General features: G+C 55.9%; 10 protein-coding genes and 4 pseudogenes. 12 read left to right on the forward strand and 2 right to left on the reverse strand.

Features of this window, described 5'->3' with window-relative positions:
- From AMK00_RS31200 to AMK00_RS23255, 4 genes and pseudogenes are all read left to right on the forward strand, one after another.
- Positions 1-456: a hypothetical protein gene (locus AMK00_RS31200; RefSeq protein WP_011053334.1), complete on the forward strand. Its 456-nt coding sequence runs from the start codon at positions 1-3 to the stop codon at positions 454-456.
- Between the two features lie 482 nt (positions 457-938).
- On the forward strand, positions 939-2,468 hold the full coding sequence (locus tag AMK00_RS23250; protein ID WP_064812014.1) for a hypothetical protein: 1,530 nt from the start codon (positions 939-941) through the stop codon (positions 2,466-2,468).
- A 65-nt stretch (positions 2,469-2,533) separates the two neighbouring features.
- Positions 2,534-2,751: pseudogene (locus tag AMK00_RS33190) on the forward strand (IS21 family transposase); the annotation flags it as partial.
- A 699-nt stretch (positions 2,752-3,450) separates the two neighbouring features.
- Positions 3,451-5,519: pseudogene (locus AMK00_RS23255) on the forward strand (DUF3141 domain-containing protein).
- 223 nt (positions 5,520-5,742) lie between these two features.
- Here AMK00_RS23255 and AMK00_RS33195 read toward each other — a convergent pair.
- Both AMK00_RS33195 and AMK00_RS23260 read right to left on the reverse strand, forming a co-directional pair.
- Positions 5,743-6,068 (reverse strand): annotated as a pseudogene (locus tag AMK00_RS33195) (HipA domain-containing protein); the annotation flags it as partial.
- Between the two features lie 160 nt (positions 6,069-6,228).
- Positions 6,229-6,552 (reverse strand): annotated as a pseudogene (locus AMK00_RS23260) (hypothetical protein).
- A gap of 590 nt (positions 6,553-7,142) precedes the next feature.
- Here AMK00_RS23260 and AMK00_RS23265 point away from each other — a divergent pair.
- From AMK00_RS23265 to AMK00_RS23300, 8 genes are all read left to right on the forward strand, one after another.
- Positions 7,143-7,823, forward strand: a complete 681-nt coding sequence (locus AMK00_RS23265) for a GntR family transcriptional regulator (RefSeq protein WP_004668612.1) — start codon at positions 7,143-7,145, stop codon at positions 7,821-7,823.
- A 312-nt stretch (positions 7,824-8,135) separates the two neighbouring features.
- Positions 8,136-9,020 carry an NAD(P)-dependent oxidoreductase gene (locus AMK00_RS23270; RefSeq protein ID WP_004668614.1) on the forward strand — a complete coding sequence of 295 codons (885 nt, stop codon included), beginning with the start codon at positions 8,136-8,138 and terminating at the stop codon, positions 9,018-9,020.
- 77 nt (positions 9,021-9,097) lie between these two features.
- A complete protein-coding gene (locus AMK00_RS23275) occupies positions 9,098-9,526 on the forward strand; it encodes a carboxymuconolactone decarboxylase family protein (RefSeq protein WP_004668619.1) in 429 nt (142 codons plus the stop codon).
- 77 nt (positions 9,527-9,603) lie between these two features.
- Entirely contained in the window at positions 9,604-9,987 is a 384-nt protein-coding gene (locus tag AMK00_RS23280; protein ID WP_004668622.1) for a hypothetical protein, read from the forward strand.
- Positions 9,984-10,880 (forward strand): alpha/beta fold hydrolase, encoded by an 897-nt coding sequence (locus AMK00_RS23285; protein WP_004668623.1) that lies wholly within the window; start codon positions 9,984-9,986, stop codon positions 10,878-10,880. Before AMK00_RS23280 ends, AMK00_RS23285 begins: the two co-directional genes overlap by 4 nt.
- A 25-nt stretch (positions 10,881-10,905) precedes the next feature.
- The gene (locus AMK00_RS23290) at positions 10,906-12,072 is read left to right on the forward strand and encodes an ABC transporter substrate-binding protein (RefSeq protein WP_008534334.1); all 1,167 of its coding nucleotides are present in this window, start codon (positions 10,906-10,908) and stop codon (positions 12,070-12,072) included.
- 91 nt (positions 12,073-12,163) lie between these two features.
- Positions 12,164-13,717 (forward strand): sugar ABC transporter ATP-binding protein, encoded by a 1,554-nt coding sequence (locus tag AMK00_RS23295; RefSeq protein WP_064811971.1) that lies wholly within the window; start codon positions 12,164-12,166, stop codon positions 13,715-13,717.
- Positions 13,714-14,688 (forward strand): ABC transporter permease, encoded by a 975-nt coding sequence (locus AMK00_RS23300; protein ID WP_008534336.1) that lies wholly within the window; start codon positions 13,714-13,716, stop codon positions 14,686-14,688. Before AMK00_RS23295 ends, AMK00_RS23300 begins: the two co-directional genes overlap by 4 nt.
- Positions 14,689-14,697 lie beyond the last annotated feature (9 nt).

A 14,697-nucleotide genomic window follows, 5' to 3' on the forward strand; every position in this document is an offset into this window, starting at 1 on the left:
ATGCGCTATCATCGTTGGGTGCTTATCGCTATTCGTGCGGCGGCATTATCGATGCTGCGCATCGTCAGCCCGGTTCAAGCTAACGAGAGCGACATGCGGGCAACGACCAGTAAGCCCGCGACGATAACCATATCGAGCAGAGCAGTCCACTCATCGGTTGATACCAGTGCGCGGGTCGTCCTTACTGTCACTGGTTATGAACCGTCGACTTCAGGACCAGTGACGACGGTCGTTTCGCTTGACTGCGGCAGTAACGTTCGCGAAATTGGTAGGTTTGGTATTTTTCCGAACAAGGCGTTTTCGGTATTGGACGGGGCAAAGCCTCAACGATTTGGGTTTCCCTTGCCCGATGACCCGTCTTGCCGTCAGCCACAGACCGTCATTATCCGGCTGGAGCCTCAAACAGGCGGCGGTTCGGGCGCCAGCATCACTATCAGCGACGCTAGCATTGAATAGATTGGCAGTCGGGGCTGATTTGCCGCTAGCTCCAGAACCTTGGCGGCAATGAAAGTCCGCCGGATAAAATAGAGGGTTTTGATAGGTTGTTGTGACAAAGGTCCAACGCGCAGCGCCTATCGTGGTCAACAGTTTACAGTCTTGCCGCTGCATTCGGCGACTGATGGTCGTCTGCAAGCAGGCAAAGGTTTTTGGCCGACCCGAGACTAGGCTCAAGATAAAGTCGCTCTTAAAGGCATTGAACCAACGACGCGTTCCTAGATCAGTAAAGTGACTCTTCAACCACTTCAGATGCTTGCGCGGAGGCTGTCCGAAAGCTGCATTGACTTCGCACGCGGTCCAAAACCGATTCAGACTGCGCGTTCAATTCAAAACTGAAGATTAGACGTGTGCTTTTAATGGCACTGGATTTGCAAGGACACGGGCGGCGTGCGGCCATAGGTATCGCTTCCATTCGTGATAGAGAGGCGCGGAGGTTAGTCTTGAAACGAAGAGATTTTTCGACTGTTGGGCTCACTGCTCTTCTCGCCGGGATCGTATTCCCGGCTTTTCCCAGCACCGGATTCAGTGAGCAGCGAAAGCCGTCCATCCCCGCACTCCCTGATCAGCGGAAACTTTGGAGTTGGATCAAAAGGCTCAACAGTTTCGGCCCCCGATTGACCGGCAGCCCGGCGCAAGCACGGGCAATCGATTATCTTGCTGGTGAGTTGAGAGGGATGGGCCTTGAGGTGAAGCGCGATCAACTCACGATGCGCCGGTGGATGCCACGAACCACCGCGTTCAAACTGTCAAATGGTGAAGTAATTGAGGTAGCGGCGCCGTTCCCGTATTCCGGGCTTACACCTCCCGGCGGTATCTCGGGTAAGATGGTTCTTTTCAACGGTCGGGTTCAGGCGTTTGAGAAAGCCCGCGGCAAAATTGCGGTGGTGACGGTAAAGCGTCGGGATCTGGCGGCATTCCTCGAACTGGTGACCAATCGACGCGGCAGCCTGCCGGAAGGCATAGACTTTCCCAAAGCCGTAACCACGCCGCTTATCACCGGTTTGCTTGGCGTACCGATCGACAAGGCGCGTGAAGCAGGGGTTTTAGCCGTCGTTTGCATTTTCGAAGGCGTCTCGGAAGTGCAGTTGAAGGGGCAGGTGCTGCCATTCACCACACCGTATTGGGGCTTACCTGCAATATGGGTGGCGCAATCTGAAGGAGAGCGGATCAAAGCCGCGAGCAAGCACGGTTTGAGCGGTCGCCTGACCTTGGATGGCACGTTGGAAGACGTTGCGACCGATACGATTTATGCGGTTTTGCCGGGCTGCAACCTGCTTGAGACAATCATCATCAACACCCACACCGATGGACCTAATGCGTGCGAAGAGAACGGCGGTGCTGGGGTACTCGCTCTGGCGCATTATTTCTCCTCGCTACCGAAATCTGCCCGCAACCGGAGCCTCGTCTTCGTACTCGTCACGGGTCATTTCCAGCTTCCCCAGTTCGGCCGCCACGGGAATCAGGCGACGGCGACCTGGCTCGAAATGCATCCAGAATTGTGGGACGGCAAACCCGGCCATGCTAAAGCCGTTGCAGGAGCTACGATTGAGCATCTTGGATGTACCGAGTGGCGAGATGACTTTGCAAAAGGGCACCCCGCGCCCACCGGGAAGCCGGAACTCGATTTGATCTATACCAGTAATAAGTCGATGAGTGACGTGTACATCGCTGCCGCACGCGGGCGCAAAAAGGTACGCGCGCTGATAGTCGCCCCAGCGGCGGCGCAGGTGATGTTGGGCGAAGGACAGCCATTATACGCATCAGGAATTCCGACGATATCAAGCTGTCCGATACCGGACTATCTTTGCCAGGTCTTGCCGGGCGGAGGCTTGGACCGGCTCGACCCTGATTACGCCTTTCAGCAAGTCGAAACCTTTGCCCGCACGGTCGACTTGCTCGACAGGATGCCGCGTGGTGAGATCGGAATCGTTCCGTTTAACCTGTCCACTGTTATCGGTGATCTGCTGTAAACCTGACCAACACTAACGCCAGCGAAAATGGCGGTGTCACGCGGTCGGCACTTTAACTGGCGCCGAGGATCATCTGGCTGTTCACGATAGTGCCGGGTCATAGCCGTCCCATCTGGGCACGCTTCGTCATGCATCAGATGACCGGCCTGCGTTTCCACATCGCGGCCTTCGAGGCTCTCGGCGGCGCTCCGCGGGAGTGCTTTGCGACCGGATGAAGACTGCCGTCATCGGTGAGCGTCAGACAGAAGGCATCGTCTATAACCGTGCCACCACCAGCCTTAGCCCCAACCAAAGCCACGCGGACGGCCGCTGAAACATCCTAGTTGGTGGGATCCCACACCGCAGGCGAATCCATCACCTCCTGTCCTCCGATAGTCTCCAACGAGCTGGGAGAAACTGCTGATCCAGGCTGAATGAAGACTTTGTGTGGCTTTCCCTGGCGACGAGCTTGCTGCCCCCTCTCCCGGCGTAGCTGGCTGACCCAGTGCTTGGCATAGACATTGCAGGGGATGAATGCGGCGGTAACTCGTTGGGGTCGGAAGTCGTCAAACTGCTTTCCTAGGCGTCGGCATTGCCTACCGAGCACCTCGCCAGACGGAAGCACGATCGATCTGGCACGTATGTATGCGTACGGGATCATAACCATAGAGGAGTTGAAACGATGGCGGATATTCTTACATCTCTAAACCCGCTCCGGTGGATTGAAGCGCCATCCACGGAACTGGACAGCCAAGTGACCCAAAGTCTATTCCCGATGTTCCAACGCTTGGCGGCAGCGGGCGCTGAAACCGCTAAAATTCTGCAGGTTGCCTTATTGCGCCGCGTGCAAGTCATGTGCGACACCCACTCTACCCGCCAGGGAAAGCTCTTTACTGAGGCCGAACGTCTTGCCGAGAGTCTACGCGAGGTGCACGGCAATGGGAATTTGGGCCACGCTTGGGCGGAATACCTGCGCGACGCTAGTGAGCGCGCCATATTGTGCATGGATCTTCTCCGACAGCGCGGCGACATCTTCCTCGAACATGAAGCGGCAGGCTGTCCGCCGGTTTTCTTCTGCGACTACGAGACAGTTATGGATGGAAACGATCTGCCCTTGAAATCCAATTACGTGTTACTTCGAATGATCCCGCCCCAAGGTGTTAACGTCGATGACACGAAGCGCCCCTTCATAATCATTTGCCCGCGCGCCGGACATAGTCCCGGCGTCGGTGGCCACAAAGAAGACAGCCAGGTCGGCGTGGCGTTCCGGGAAGGTCACCCGGTTTATTTGGTGTCCTTCCGCCGAGAGCCAGAGGGGGGCAGTATCTCTCTAATGTCACGTATGCGGAAGCGGCCTTTGTTCGTGAGGTCATGCGCCTGCATCCGCTTGCCCGCCTTCCAGTCGTAGTCGGCAACTGCCAAGCTGGCTGGGCTACCCTTCTGATGGTTGCGACAAATCTCGACTTAGCTGGCCCGATCATCCTCAACGGATCGCCGGTGACACCTACCTCGGGAAATATCGGCGAAAATACCCTCCGCTACATGGCGGGCCTCTTCGGGGGAGCTTGGATAACCATGTTTTTGTCAGATCTGGGCGGAGGCATCTTCGACGGCGCCCATCTCGTACAGAATTTCGAAACGCTCAATCCCGAGCGCCAGTTATTCATGAAGTATGTCGAACTGTTCCGAGATGTGGATGCGGCGAGCGAAGCCTTCCTTAAGGCTGAGAAGTGGTGGGGCGGCTTCTGCCTGATGCGGGGAGACGAGATCCGCTGGATAGTTGAGCACCTCTTTGTTGGTAATCGACTGGCGCACAACAAGGCGTATGGGGAGCCGGACCGGCGGCATTTCGACCTTAAGAAGATCAGGGCGCCTATTATCATATTTGCCAGTCATGGCGACAATGTAACGCCGCCGCAGCAGGCGCTGAATTGGATCCCCGAAATCTATGACAACGAGGAGGAAATCCGCCTTCTCGGCCAGCACATTATTTATATGGTACACAACGACGTCGGTCACCTCGGTACATTCGTTTCCTCGAGAGTAATCAACAAAGAATACAATGAGGTTGCAAGCACGCTCGAGGCAATTGAGGCGTTGTTGCCTGGCCTTTACGAGATGCGCATCACGGACATTCAAGAAGATGCTGGACACAAGAGCTATAGTGTTGAACTGATCGAGCGCACCTTCGAGAATATCCGTGAGTTTAACGACGGCCATGACGATGGAGGTCCCTTCGCTGCCGTCGCCCGCGTCTCTGAACTGCAAGCGCAGATCTATCACACAGTTGCCCGCCCCTTTGTGCAGGCCGCGGTCACAGACATCTCAGCAGACGCCAGCCGAATGTTCCATCCAAAGCGGCTGGAGCGATCGCTGCTGTCTTCTCAGAATCCGATCATGGTTGGCTATAAGTCAATTTCAGAGCAGGTACGGAACTCCCGGGCGAACGCAGCAGCGGAAAATCCTTTCCTGGCTGCGGAAGCGCTCTATTTCAAGGCTGTCGAACAGGCGATCGTGGTCATGCGCGACTGGCGCGACATGGGTTATGAGCTCGCGTTTCACATGATCTGGAACAACCCTTGGCAGCGATATTTTGACAATCCCCACGAAGCATACCGCAAAGGGACGACACTTGACGATATGAGATGGCAGCCGGACATCGCCAATGCGCTCAGGAGGATCGCGATCGGCGGACTCGCCGATGCCATCATCCGTATGGTCGTACTCCTGGTGAGCGATCGTGGCGGGATCCGACGCGACCGCCTGGCGCGCTGGTCACGGGTGCTGACCGAGGACGAGCCCTTCCGCTCACTAAGCGCTGATCATTTGGCCGAAATCACTCGCGTGCAGACGGCTATCGTCACCTTTGAGCCGGAGCAAGCAATCGAGACGCTGCCGCTGTTGCTAACGGAACCGAGGCAACGGCAACTCGCTTATGCAGCCGCTTGCTATATCCCGGGCTCCAGGGCGGAGATGTCATCGAGTACTGTTGCCATGCTACAGCGCTTCGCGGACGTGCTTGGCCAGCCATCGATCGTCGATGTGATTGAGGATCCGCTGGCAGTGACATAGTTTGTTCGTAGAGTAGCGTCTCGATCTCACCGAATCACATAATTATTGGTTTTCGCTCGTTGGTCACGGAGGCGCTTGAAACAATTCCATCGCAAATCCAGCCAGGACCGCAGATCGGAAAATTGCCATTGGACATCCGTCCTTTACAACGCAACGATGCCGTAATCCGGTTCAGTGATCGGGCCGGCAGAGGGCGGATTGAAACTGTGGAGGAAGGCTCTCGTCATAGGGCTGGCGCTCGCTGCAAATCATCGTGATCGAACGCACTGGCCATACGGTTGATCTCGGCTGACCGCGCACCGACCGCCTTGGCGGTCTCGCGCCACCTTGCGGTGTCGCGACTTCCTTAATGATCGCGCGAGCCTCGGCGAGCGTTAGGGCGTAGAGCCCTGCAGGTTCTTCCAGCAGGTCAAGGGAGCAGGTGCCTTCATCAAGATCAATGTTTGTCGTCAGCGCGCGCGCCTTGACATCCGTAGGCACTGGATTGAGGTCATAGGCAGGGGACAACGACCAGCTGGCTTTATTGAGCCACAGAAAGCCGTGATTTTTCTCCCCAGCTCAGAGCTAGAGCGGGCTGCAGCGAGAAGCGGCCCGGGTCCTCGAGCCAGGCACGATCATACTCAAACACGATTGTTTCGGCACCACGGGCGCGATTGCTCCGGGCCAGATGGGACGTGTGCGGCCGTGAAGGTCGAGATGAACTTCGAAATCAGCCATCGCGTGACGATCCCGGTGATCGCCTTGGGTGAGCGTGCTTGGGCAACTCTGCATTGGCCAGAGACTGGCCGACGCTGTCGTCACCGATGTCGGCGACTTGGCTCAGCCCATCTAGCAGGCCGAGTGCCTGGAGGACGCCTGCATAGATGCCGATGCTGACATTGGTGTCGCCGGCCTCGATCTTTTGAAGCGTTGAGCGTGAGGTGAAGGCACGTTCGGCTACTACCGCCATAGGCAGGCGGCGACGTCGACGTGGATGTCTGCGCCCAGTTTGCGCAGCGCGCGCCGCACCCGGAGGGTTGTGAGGTGTCGGAATTTGTCACCTTCGCACTACAGATTGCACTAGATATGTAGCACGAAGGTTACAATTTTTCAAGAGAGATGGTCAGAGAGAAAAGTGGTTAGAATGGGAATTGCGGATAGCGCAAGTACGAGCCAGGCTGGCAGGCGAAGAAAGATGGCGGATCTTGAGGCGCTCAAGATCGATGCCGCCTCCGGACCGGAGGCGCGATCGGAACCACTATCGTCTGCTGATGCGGCTTTTGCCGATTGCCAAGCTGCACCCGGCCGTTAGTCGAACGGGTGCTCCTGGAAGATGCGGTGGTGTCGGTGACCGTGGACACCTCGTCGATCAGGGTCGCAACGTGGCTGGTTTTGAGAAATCGGCGGGCGGACATTGTCGGCCATCAGGACACCAATTGAACTAGGCCATTTGGACTAGAATTTCCACTTATGGCGCGCCAACCGATCGGTTCCTCATGGATCGGGAAGCCGACCTCTACACAGCGGGCTCAATCCTCGAGAATAGTTGCTAATGACCGCTCATCAGACAATCTGATTGAAAGTTCCCCGCGAAGCAGCCATATATTTAGCTCAAATTCATTAGTGCTACGTAGGACATTGATCATGGTAGATGTGGAGCTGCAGGTCGCTCGGCAAAATGCCTCTCTTCGAGTGCAAGTCGAAGAAAGGCTCAGACAGGCTATTGCGACGGGCAAGTTCAAGCCGGGGCAAAGGCTCGTCGAGCGCGAGCTTTGCGAAATGATCGGCGTGGGTCGCACGTCCGTCCGTGAAGCGCTTCGGCAGCTTGAGGCAGAGGGATTGATCACAAGCTTCCCCCACAAGGGTCCAGTTGTCAGTATCATAACCTATGAGGAGGCCGCTCAGCTCTACACCGTCCGCGCGCTGCTCGAGGGGTTTGCTGGTCAGCAGTTCGCCGAAAATGGAACGGCGGAAGATATTGCCACTTTGCAAGATGCCGTTAGAGAATTCGAAGCGTCGGCGGAAAGCGGCGTGGGACACAGGCTCATCGCTGCCAAAAACGCCTTCTATGACTGCTTGATGGATGGCAGCAAAAACGTCTTCGTCAGGCAAATGCTAACATCGCTGCACAACCGGATCAATCTTCTGCGCATGACTTCGATGACACAACCGGGGCGCCTCAAACATAGCATTGCAGAAATCAAAGAGATTGCCGAAGCGATCCAAAATCGCAACGGACCCAGGGCTGCGGCCGCTTGTAAGCACCACATTGATATGGCTGCGAAAGTCGCACTCGAGTACCTGCGCAACAACACCTCAGGCTGATGCCATAAGATTTTCCGAAAATTGACAGATTGTCTGATGCTGGAGGTGGCCGGGTGTAATTAAATCCTTCAGGCACGGTGCTTTTGACAACGCAACAACCTCTCTGGTGTCCATCGGACGATAAGATGGGTGCTGCTTGCACGTCATTTTAAGTGAGGTGATTGAAGAAGCGACGGCAAAATTGGCGTCGTAGCGAGGGCGCGCCGGCCCAAGCATGAATTTTCCGATTGACAGATTGTCTGATAGGTCGTTAACTACTCCTCACTAACGGAGGTAGCTGATTGTGCTTGCCTCACATTCGGGAGCGGGACGTTGTCACCACGAAAAAATCTGCGCGTCGCCTTTATTGGTCTCGGCGCAATGGGCGGGCCGATGGCACAACATCTGTTGTCGGCTCAATTCGAAGTCACTGGCTTTGATCTATCGGCCGAGGCTAGGGAAAGGTTCGCGGCCGTCGGCGGCGTTCCGGCAGAGACGGTAGCGGAAGCATTCAATGGGGCCGATGTTGCGGTTACCATGCTTCCCAACGGCAAGGTTGTTCAAGACGCGCTCTTCAAGGATGGGGCCTGGCAATCCCTGAGTGCTGACGCGCTTGTCATCGACATGAGCTCATCGGCGCCCAATGATACTCGTGAGCTCGCAGAGCGCTTGCATCAGAAGGGCTTGCGGCTGGTCGATGCTCCCGTGTCAGGCGGAGTGAAGCGAGCCGTCGAAGGCTCTCTTACTATCATGGCAGGCGGTGCTTCTGACGATATCGATCAAGCTGATCCCATCCTGTGCGCCATGGGCGGCCAGATTTTTAGGACAGGCCCGATCGGCTCAGGGCACGCCATGAAAGCCATCAACAATTTCGTATCGGGAGCCGGGGTTCTGGCAGCTATCGAAGGCGTTCTTCTTGGCCGAACGTTTGGTCTCGATCCTAGAACGATCGTCGATATTCTCAACTCGTCGTCTGGCAAGAACAACGCAACAGAAGTGAAGATGAAGCAGTTCATCCTCTCGGAGACTTTTGGCTCTGGTTTTGCTTTGGGGCTTATGGCGAAAGACATTAGGATTGCAGCGGACTTGTCGAAGGCGCTCAATCTCCAGCTGCCGACATTGGCCGGTACCGCTGATGCCTGGGATGCTGCTCGGCATGCTTTAGGCCCCGATGTCGACCATACGAAAATTGCGCAGTTCGTGAAAGATCAGGCCTGACCGCGAAAAACTACGCCAAACTGACAGTTGAAAATTGTCTGATAATCTGTCAAATATGATGAAGGGAGCGAAACCCAATGGCCACTTTGGACAGGAAAGATAAGGGGTCTAAGGCCGGCGAGCGAACAGCTCCATCGGAGCAGTTCAAGCGCGGACTTGCTACTCGTCGGCAGGTGATGGGGGACGCTTACGTTGATGCGGCCCTCGGAAAGGCGACCGACTTCACCTGGCCGATGCAGGAACTCGTCACCGAGTATTGTTGGGACAATATCTGGAACCGACCTGGCCTCGACCGTCGCGCTCGATCGATCCTCAACCTTGGAATGATAGCGGTTTTAAACCGACCGCACGAGCTCAGAGGCCACATCCGCGGCGCCATCAACAACGGTGTTACGAAACAGGAGATCCAGGAGATCTTCCTTCAGGTGGCTATCTACGTTGGTGTGCCAGCAGGCATCGACAGTTTCAGGCATGCCCAGGAAGTATTCACCGAAATGGGCATTTGAGAATGTGCTGTCCCGTGAGGGGGCATGTACAACATGCGCGGAGTTCTCAGCGCTTATCAACAAGGGAGGAGCCTAAAATGGCGATAGATCTCAAGAAATTCATAGAATTCGTGCGGGAGGATTTCGAGTTCAAGCGCGAAACTCGTTATCTTAACGGTATATTAAAATGCGATTTCCCTACCCGCAGTGTAGCGCTTCATTTCGAGGACGGTACGTTGCTAAAGGTGGAAGAGGCCGAATACGACGACGACAAGTGCACTATCGTCATACGCGGGACCGGTTCACAGTGGGAGGCGCTGCTTCAGCACAAACCCTTGCCGTTTTATCAGTGCTTGCAGTCATCAAACATCAAGCATGGCCTCTACCTTAGCAGTAACAACGAAACCTTCGCGTATCTGCCTGCTCTCAACCGCATGACCACCCTGATGCGCAATGCCCGTTCTGAAGGAGCAGCAGCATGACCAAGTTTGACCCCATTATCGGCCGTTATCTCTATCTCACCGTAGAAGGTATCGAGTACCGCGTCTATTACGAAGAAGCGGGCCAGGGGATTCCGCTTCTCGTCGGTCATACGGCAGGGTCCGACGGTCGCCAATACCGTCATATGCTTTGCGATTCCGACGTGACGAAAAATTTTCGCGTCATCGCGTTCGATCTGCCGTATCACGGCAAGTCCCTTCCCCCCTACGGCGTTCGCTGGTGGGAGAAGGAATACAACATGACCAAGAAGTTCATGATGGACTTCCAGCTCGAACTCTCAAAAGCGCTCGACCTAGACCGCCCCGTTTATTTGGGCAGCTCCATGGGCGGCCATCTCGCGATCGACCTGGCATCGAACTATCCGGACAACTTCCGCGCCACGATCTCGGTCGAAGGTGCGTTGCGCTCGGCGGCGGAGTACGTCGACGTCGGTATGGCTGGCATCCGCAGGGAGTTCGACAATCCAAACGTCAATCGCACCTCCATCGGTGCGGCGATGATGCTGAATATCTCACCGTACTCGCCAGAAGCGAATGTCCGTGAAATCCAGTGGGAATACAGCTGCGGTGGACCGGGAATCTTCGCGGGTGATCTTTATTACTACTACTACGACCACGATGTGTCGCCAGAAGAAGCCAGCAAAATCGATACGTCGAAATGTATGCTATACTTCCTCACGGGCGAATACGATCCAAACACGTCCCCGGCCGATACCAAGATTGCTGCAGACCTGGTCAAAGGCTCCAAGTTTTGGACAATGGAAAAGCTCGGACATTTTCCCGTTACTGAGGACTATAGCGAGTTCCGGAAGTATCTGTTGCCGATTCTTGAGGAGATCCAACAGTCATCAGCAGCCCGGTCTAAGGTTGCCTGATCCTTTTCTCGGGAGGAGAACTTCAATGAGGTGCATTCTGAATGTCACACTTGGGGCGCTGATCTCGGTTAGCGCCCTGGCGACAACCGCTTACGCGGATGGTGTCGATCAGCTACCGGCTACAGAAAAGAAGATCTATGAAACTGTAGATCCGCAGATTCCATTGGGGGCGAGCGCCTACAAAGACTTCAAGCCCAAAAAGGGTCCTCCGTGGAAGATCGGCTATGCAAGCAGCTACGCTGGCAACACCTGGCGAGCCGCAGCTCTCGATGCGGTCATGAGCGATCTTTTACCGCGATCAAAGGCTGCGGGCCTGGTGTCTGATGTCGTGGTCACCCAGTCGGATCTTAAAGACGCCGTTCAGATCCAGCAGATGCGTCAAATGGTGGACGAAGGCGTCGATGCAATCATCATCTGCTGCTCGAACGTCACGGCTCTTAATCAGACGATCGAATATGCCTACAAAGCCGGTGTGCCGGTGTTCTCATTTTCGGGCTACGTGACGTCGCCATACGCCATCAATGGCGCGGCCAATCACGCGCAGGGCGGTGCCGAGATGGCGACGTGGCTGGCGGAAAAAATAGGAAAGAAGGGCAATATCCTTCTCGTTTCTGGTATTCCCGGTTTCGCTTCTTCGGACAGCTTTGACAAAGCGGCTAAGGAAGCACTTGCTAAGTACCCCGACATAAAGATCGTCGGTGAAGTTGCAGGGAAGTGGACCGACCAGGTGGCCCAGGTCGAAGTTCAGAAGTTTCTTGCGACGAACCCGACGAAGATTGATGGGATCCTCACGCAGGGGGCCCAAGAGAACGGCGTTCTCAACGCAATGCTGCAGTCAGGTCGAGACATGATCCCGATTACTCTCGGGGGGGAAGCTTCCGCCGCGTGCTACTGGCGCAAGAACCCCGAGTTTGTGGACAGGAGTTTCCATATTTGGCCGCCGCGTCGCGAGATGCAACAGATGTGGGAGATCATGCTCCGCACATTGGAGGGACAAGGCCCTAAGGTTCAGTCCTTCCTTCGACCCGTCTTGCCTTACACCATCGATGAAGTCCGCGCGGCAATACCAGAAGATTGCGACTTGAACTCGACAGACTTCGTGGAGCCCAAGGCGGACGGGTGGTTTCCTGCTGCGATTGCTGCAGACTACTTCGAACGCCCGGCTGATCCCTGGAAGCCTGTGTCGAAGTGAAACTGTTCTGCCCGGTGGGTCTTGCCACCGGACAGAAGTTTCTCTTGTGGGAGGACCGCCTCGCGCGGCCGTTGGGATTAGAGGATCTCCGATGCAAAACCAAACTACGATCAAGTTGATCAATGTTGCCAAGTCTTTCGGCGAGACTAAGGCCTTAAAGAAGTGTGATTTTGAAGCCCGGGCCGGAGAAGTGCACGCCATCGTCGGAGAGAATGGAAGTGGCAAAAGCACGATGGCGAAGATCATGTCTGGAGTGTTGCACCCAGATTCCGGGAGCGTTTCGGTCCTTGGAGAAGAGATTTCGACTCCGACTGACGCCAAGCGCATCGGGCTGACAACGATCTTCCAGGAAGTGCTGGTGGCCGACGAGGCCAGTGTATTGGAAAACCTGTATGTCGGGCGCGACGGCATCTTCCGCTCGCAGGGCGGCAGTGGTCGGCGTACCGAGGCTGAGGAGATCCTGAAACGCCTCGTCGGCAAGCCCGTGGATCTCGATCAGAACGTTGGGGCATTGCCTCTGAGCGTCAAGCAATGGATAGTTATTGCGCGAGCGGTCTTGCGCAGGCCGAAGGTCCTCATCCTCGATGAATCGTCTGCGGCATTAGACCTCGATTCCACGATCCGCCTCCACGAGGAAATTGATCGTCTCCGTAGGGAAGGTGCGACCGTGCTGATCGTAACGCATCGGATCGCTGAACTTGTCCGCATCGCCGATCGAGCCACGATCCTTCGCGACGGCGTCACCATTGGTACGCTCGAGAAGCATGAAATAACTGAAGAGAACCTGCTTTCAATGATGACGCCCGCGGACCGAAACGCAAGCGACGCGAAGGCGTACGAATCAAAGCAAGTAGGCGCCGCCGCGCCGGCCGTGGTAGCGGTAAGAGACCTCGTTACTCACAGCGCGGCAGCGCCCTTCGATTTCGATCTACCGAAAGGAGCGATCATCGGTGTTGCAGGACTCGACGGGCACGGGCAGGACGCTTTCGTACGCGCCGTTGCGGGTATCATCCAGCCTTTTGGTGGTAATGTCCAAGTCTGGTCATCCAGCACCGAGAGAATGAAAAAGGTCGCATCGCTCGAAGACGCTACCAAAGCAGGAATCTCGTATATTTCCGGCGACCGCAAGCGTGAAGGTATCTTCCCTCAGCAGAGCATCTTCGAAAATCTTGCCATCGGCGTCTATCGCAAGAACCTCGGTCCTCTTGGTATAATCAATAAGGCCGGCCTCAAACCCATGTTCAAACGCGAGGTGGATCGGCTCCGGATTAAGATTGGAAGTCCGGCGAACAAGATCACCTCACTGTCGGGCGGAAATCAGCAAAAAGTTTTGATCGGCCGTGCCTTTGCAAACGAACCGTCCGTCATCGTCCTTAACGATCCCGCTCGCGGTGTCGACCTCGGAACGAAGCGCGATCTCTACCGCGAACTGCGCCTGTTCACGGAGAAGGGTGGCAGCGTGATTTATCTATCAAGCGAAATCGAAGAGTTCATCGGCTTTGCGGACCGCGTCGACGTCTTCTTTGCTGGAAGGCTTTTCCGGTCGCTAGCAGGCGAGGACATAGCGGAAGAGCCAATCTTGGCCGCAATGTTTGGAAAATCGCCAAACGCCTCCATCGAGTTCGATCTGGAAAGGACTGCATGATGTCTGGAATCGCATTCCGTCAAATCACCCAGGACCGTTCCCTCTTCGTGCCGGCCGGCCTATTCATTGTCCTTTTGGTCGCCGTTGCCCTACGCGGACACGGGCTATTCACGAACAACGGCCTCGCAGGTGCAATCCTTGTCGCCACGCCCTTGATTCTAACGGCGCTTGCCCTCACCCCCATTGTCATGGCGGGTCGTGGAGCAGTGGACCTTTCAGTTGGCCCCTTGATGGGGTTCATCAACGTTACCCTTATTACCTGGCTTGTGGGTAACGGAATTACCAACCCTATCGCAGTGATAGTATGGGCAGTCGGCCTGGGAGCGGCATTCCAGCTACTCCAGGCGCTGGTTATCATTTATGTGCGTGTCGCTCCGATAATCGTTACGCTGTCGGGTTTTCTTGTCCTCTCCGGGTTGAACCTGATGGTGATGTCCCGACCGGGTGGAGTCGCGCCCGACTGGATGCTTAGCTGGGGGGCGGGGACCGACATCATGTCACCTGTTTTGCTGTTGCTGGTTGCAGCGTATGCATTGTGGCTCCTTCTCAGGGGGACTATGTTTTACCGCAACCTTCGCATGACGGGTGCGGATGAGCGCATGGCGTATACGAGCGGCGTTCGAGTGGACGCAGTCCGCATCATCGCCCACGTTGTTGGTGGAGCATTCGCTGGACTTGCCGCCCTCAGCTACACGGCGCTGATCTCCTCTGGTGATCCGACGCAGGGCAGCACCTACACCCTTCAGGCTGTTACGGCCCTGGTTCTCGGAGGTGCGAGCCTCTCCGGTGGTCGTGGTGGAGCACTTGGATCTACGCTTGGCGCGATCAACATGTTCCTCATCTCCTATCTCCTCTCCACCTTCAACTTCGGCACGGTTTCGGGGTTCGTTACCCAGATGGCATTCGGCTTAATCCTCGTCGGATCACTTCTCGTGAACGTCTTTGTCATCAGTCGCCGCGCGGTTGTGTAAGGAGCAAGA

This window comes from Rhizobium sp. N621 (assembly GCF_001664325.1).
Taxonomy (GTDB): Bacteria; Pseudomonadota; Alphaproteobacteria; order Rhizobiales; family Rhizobiaceae; genus Rhizobium; species Rhizobium esperanzae.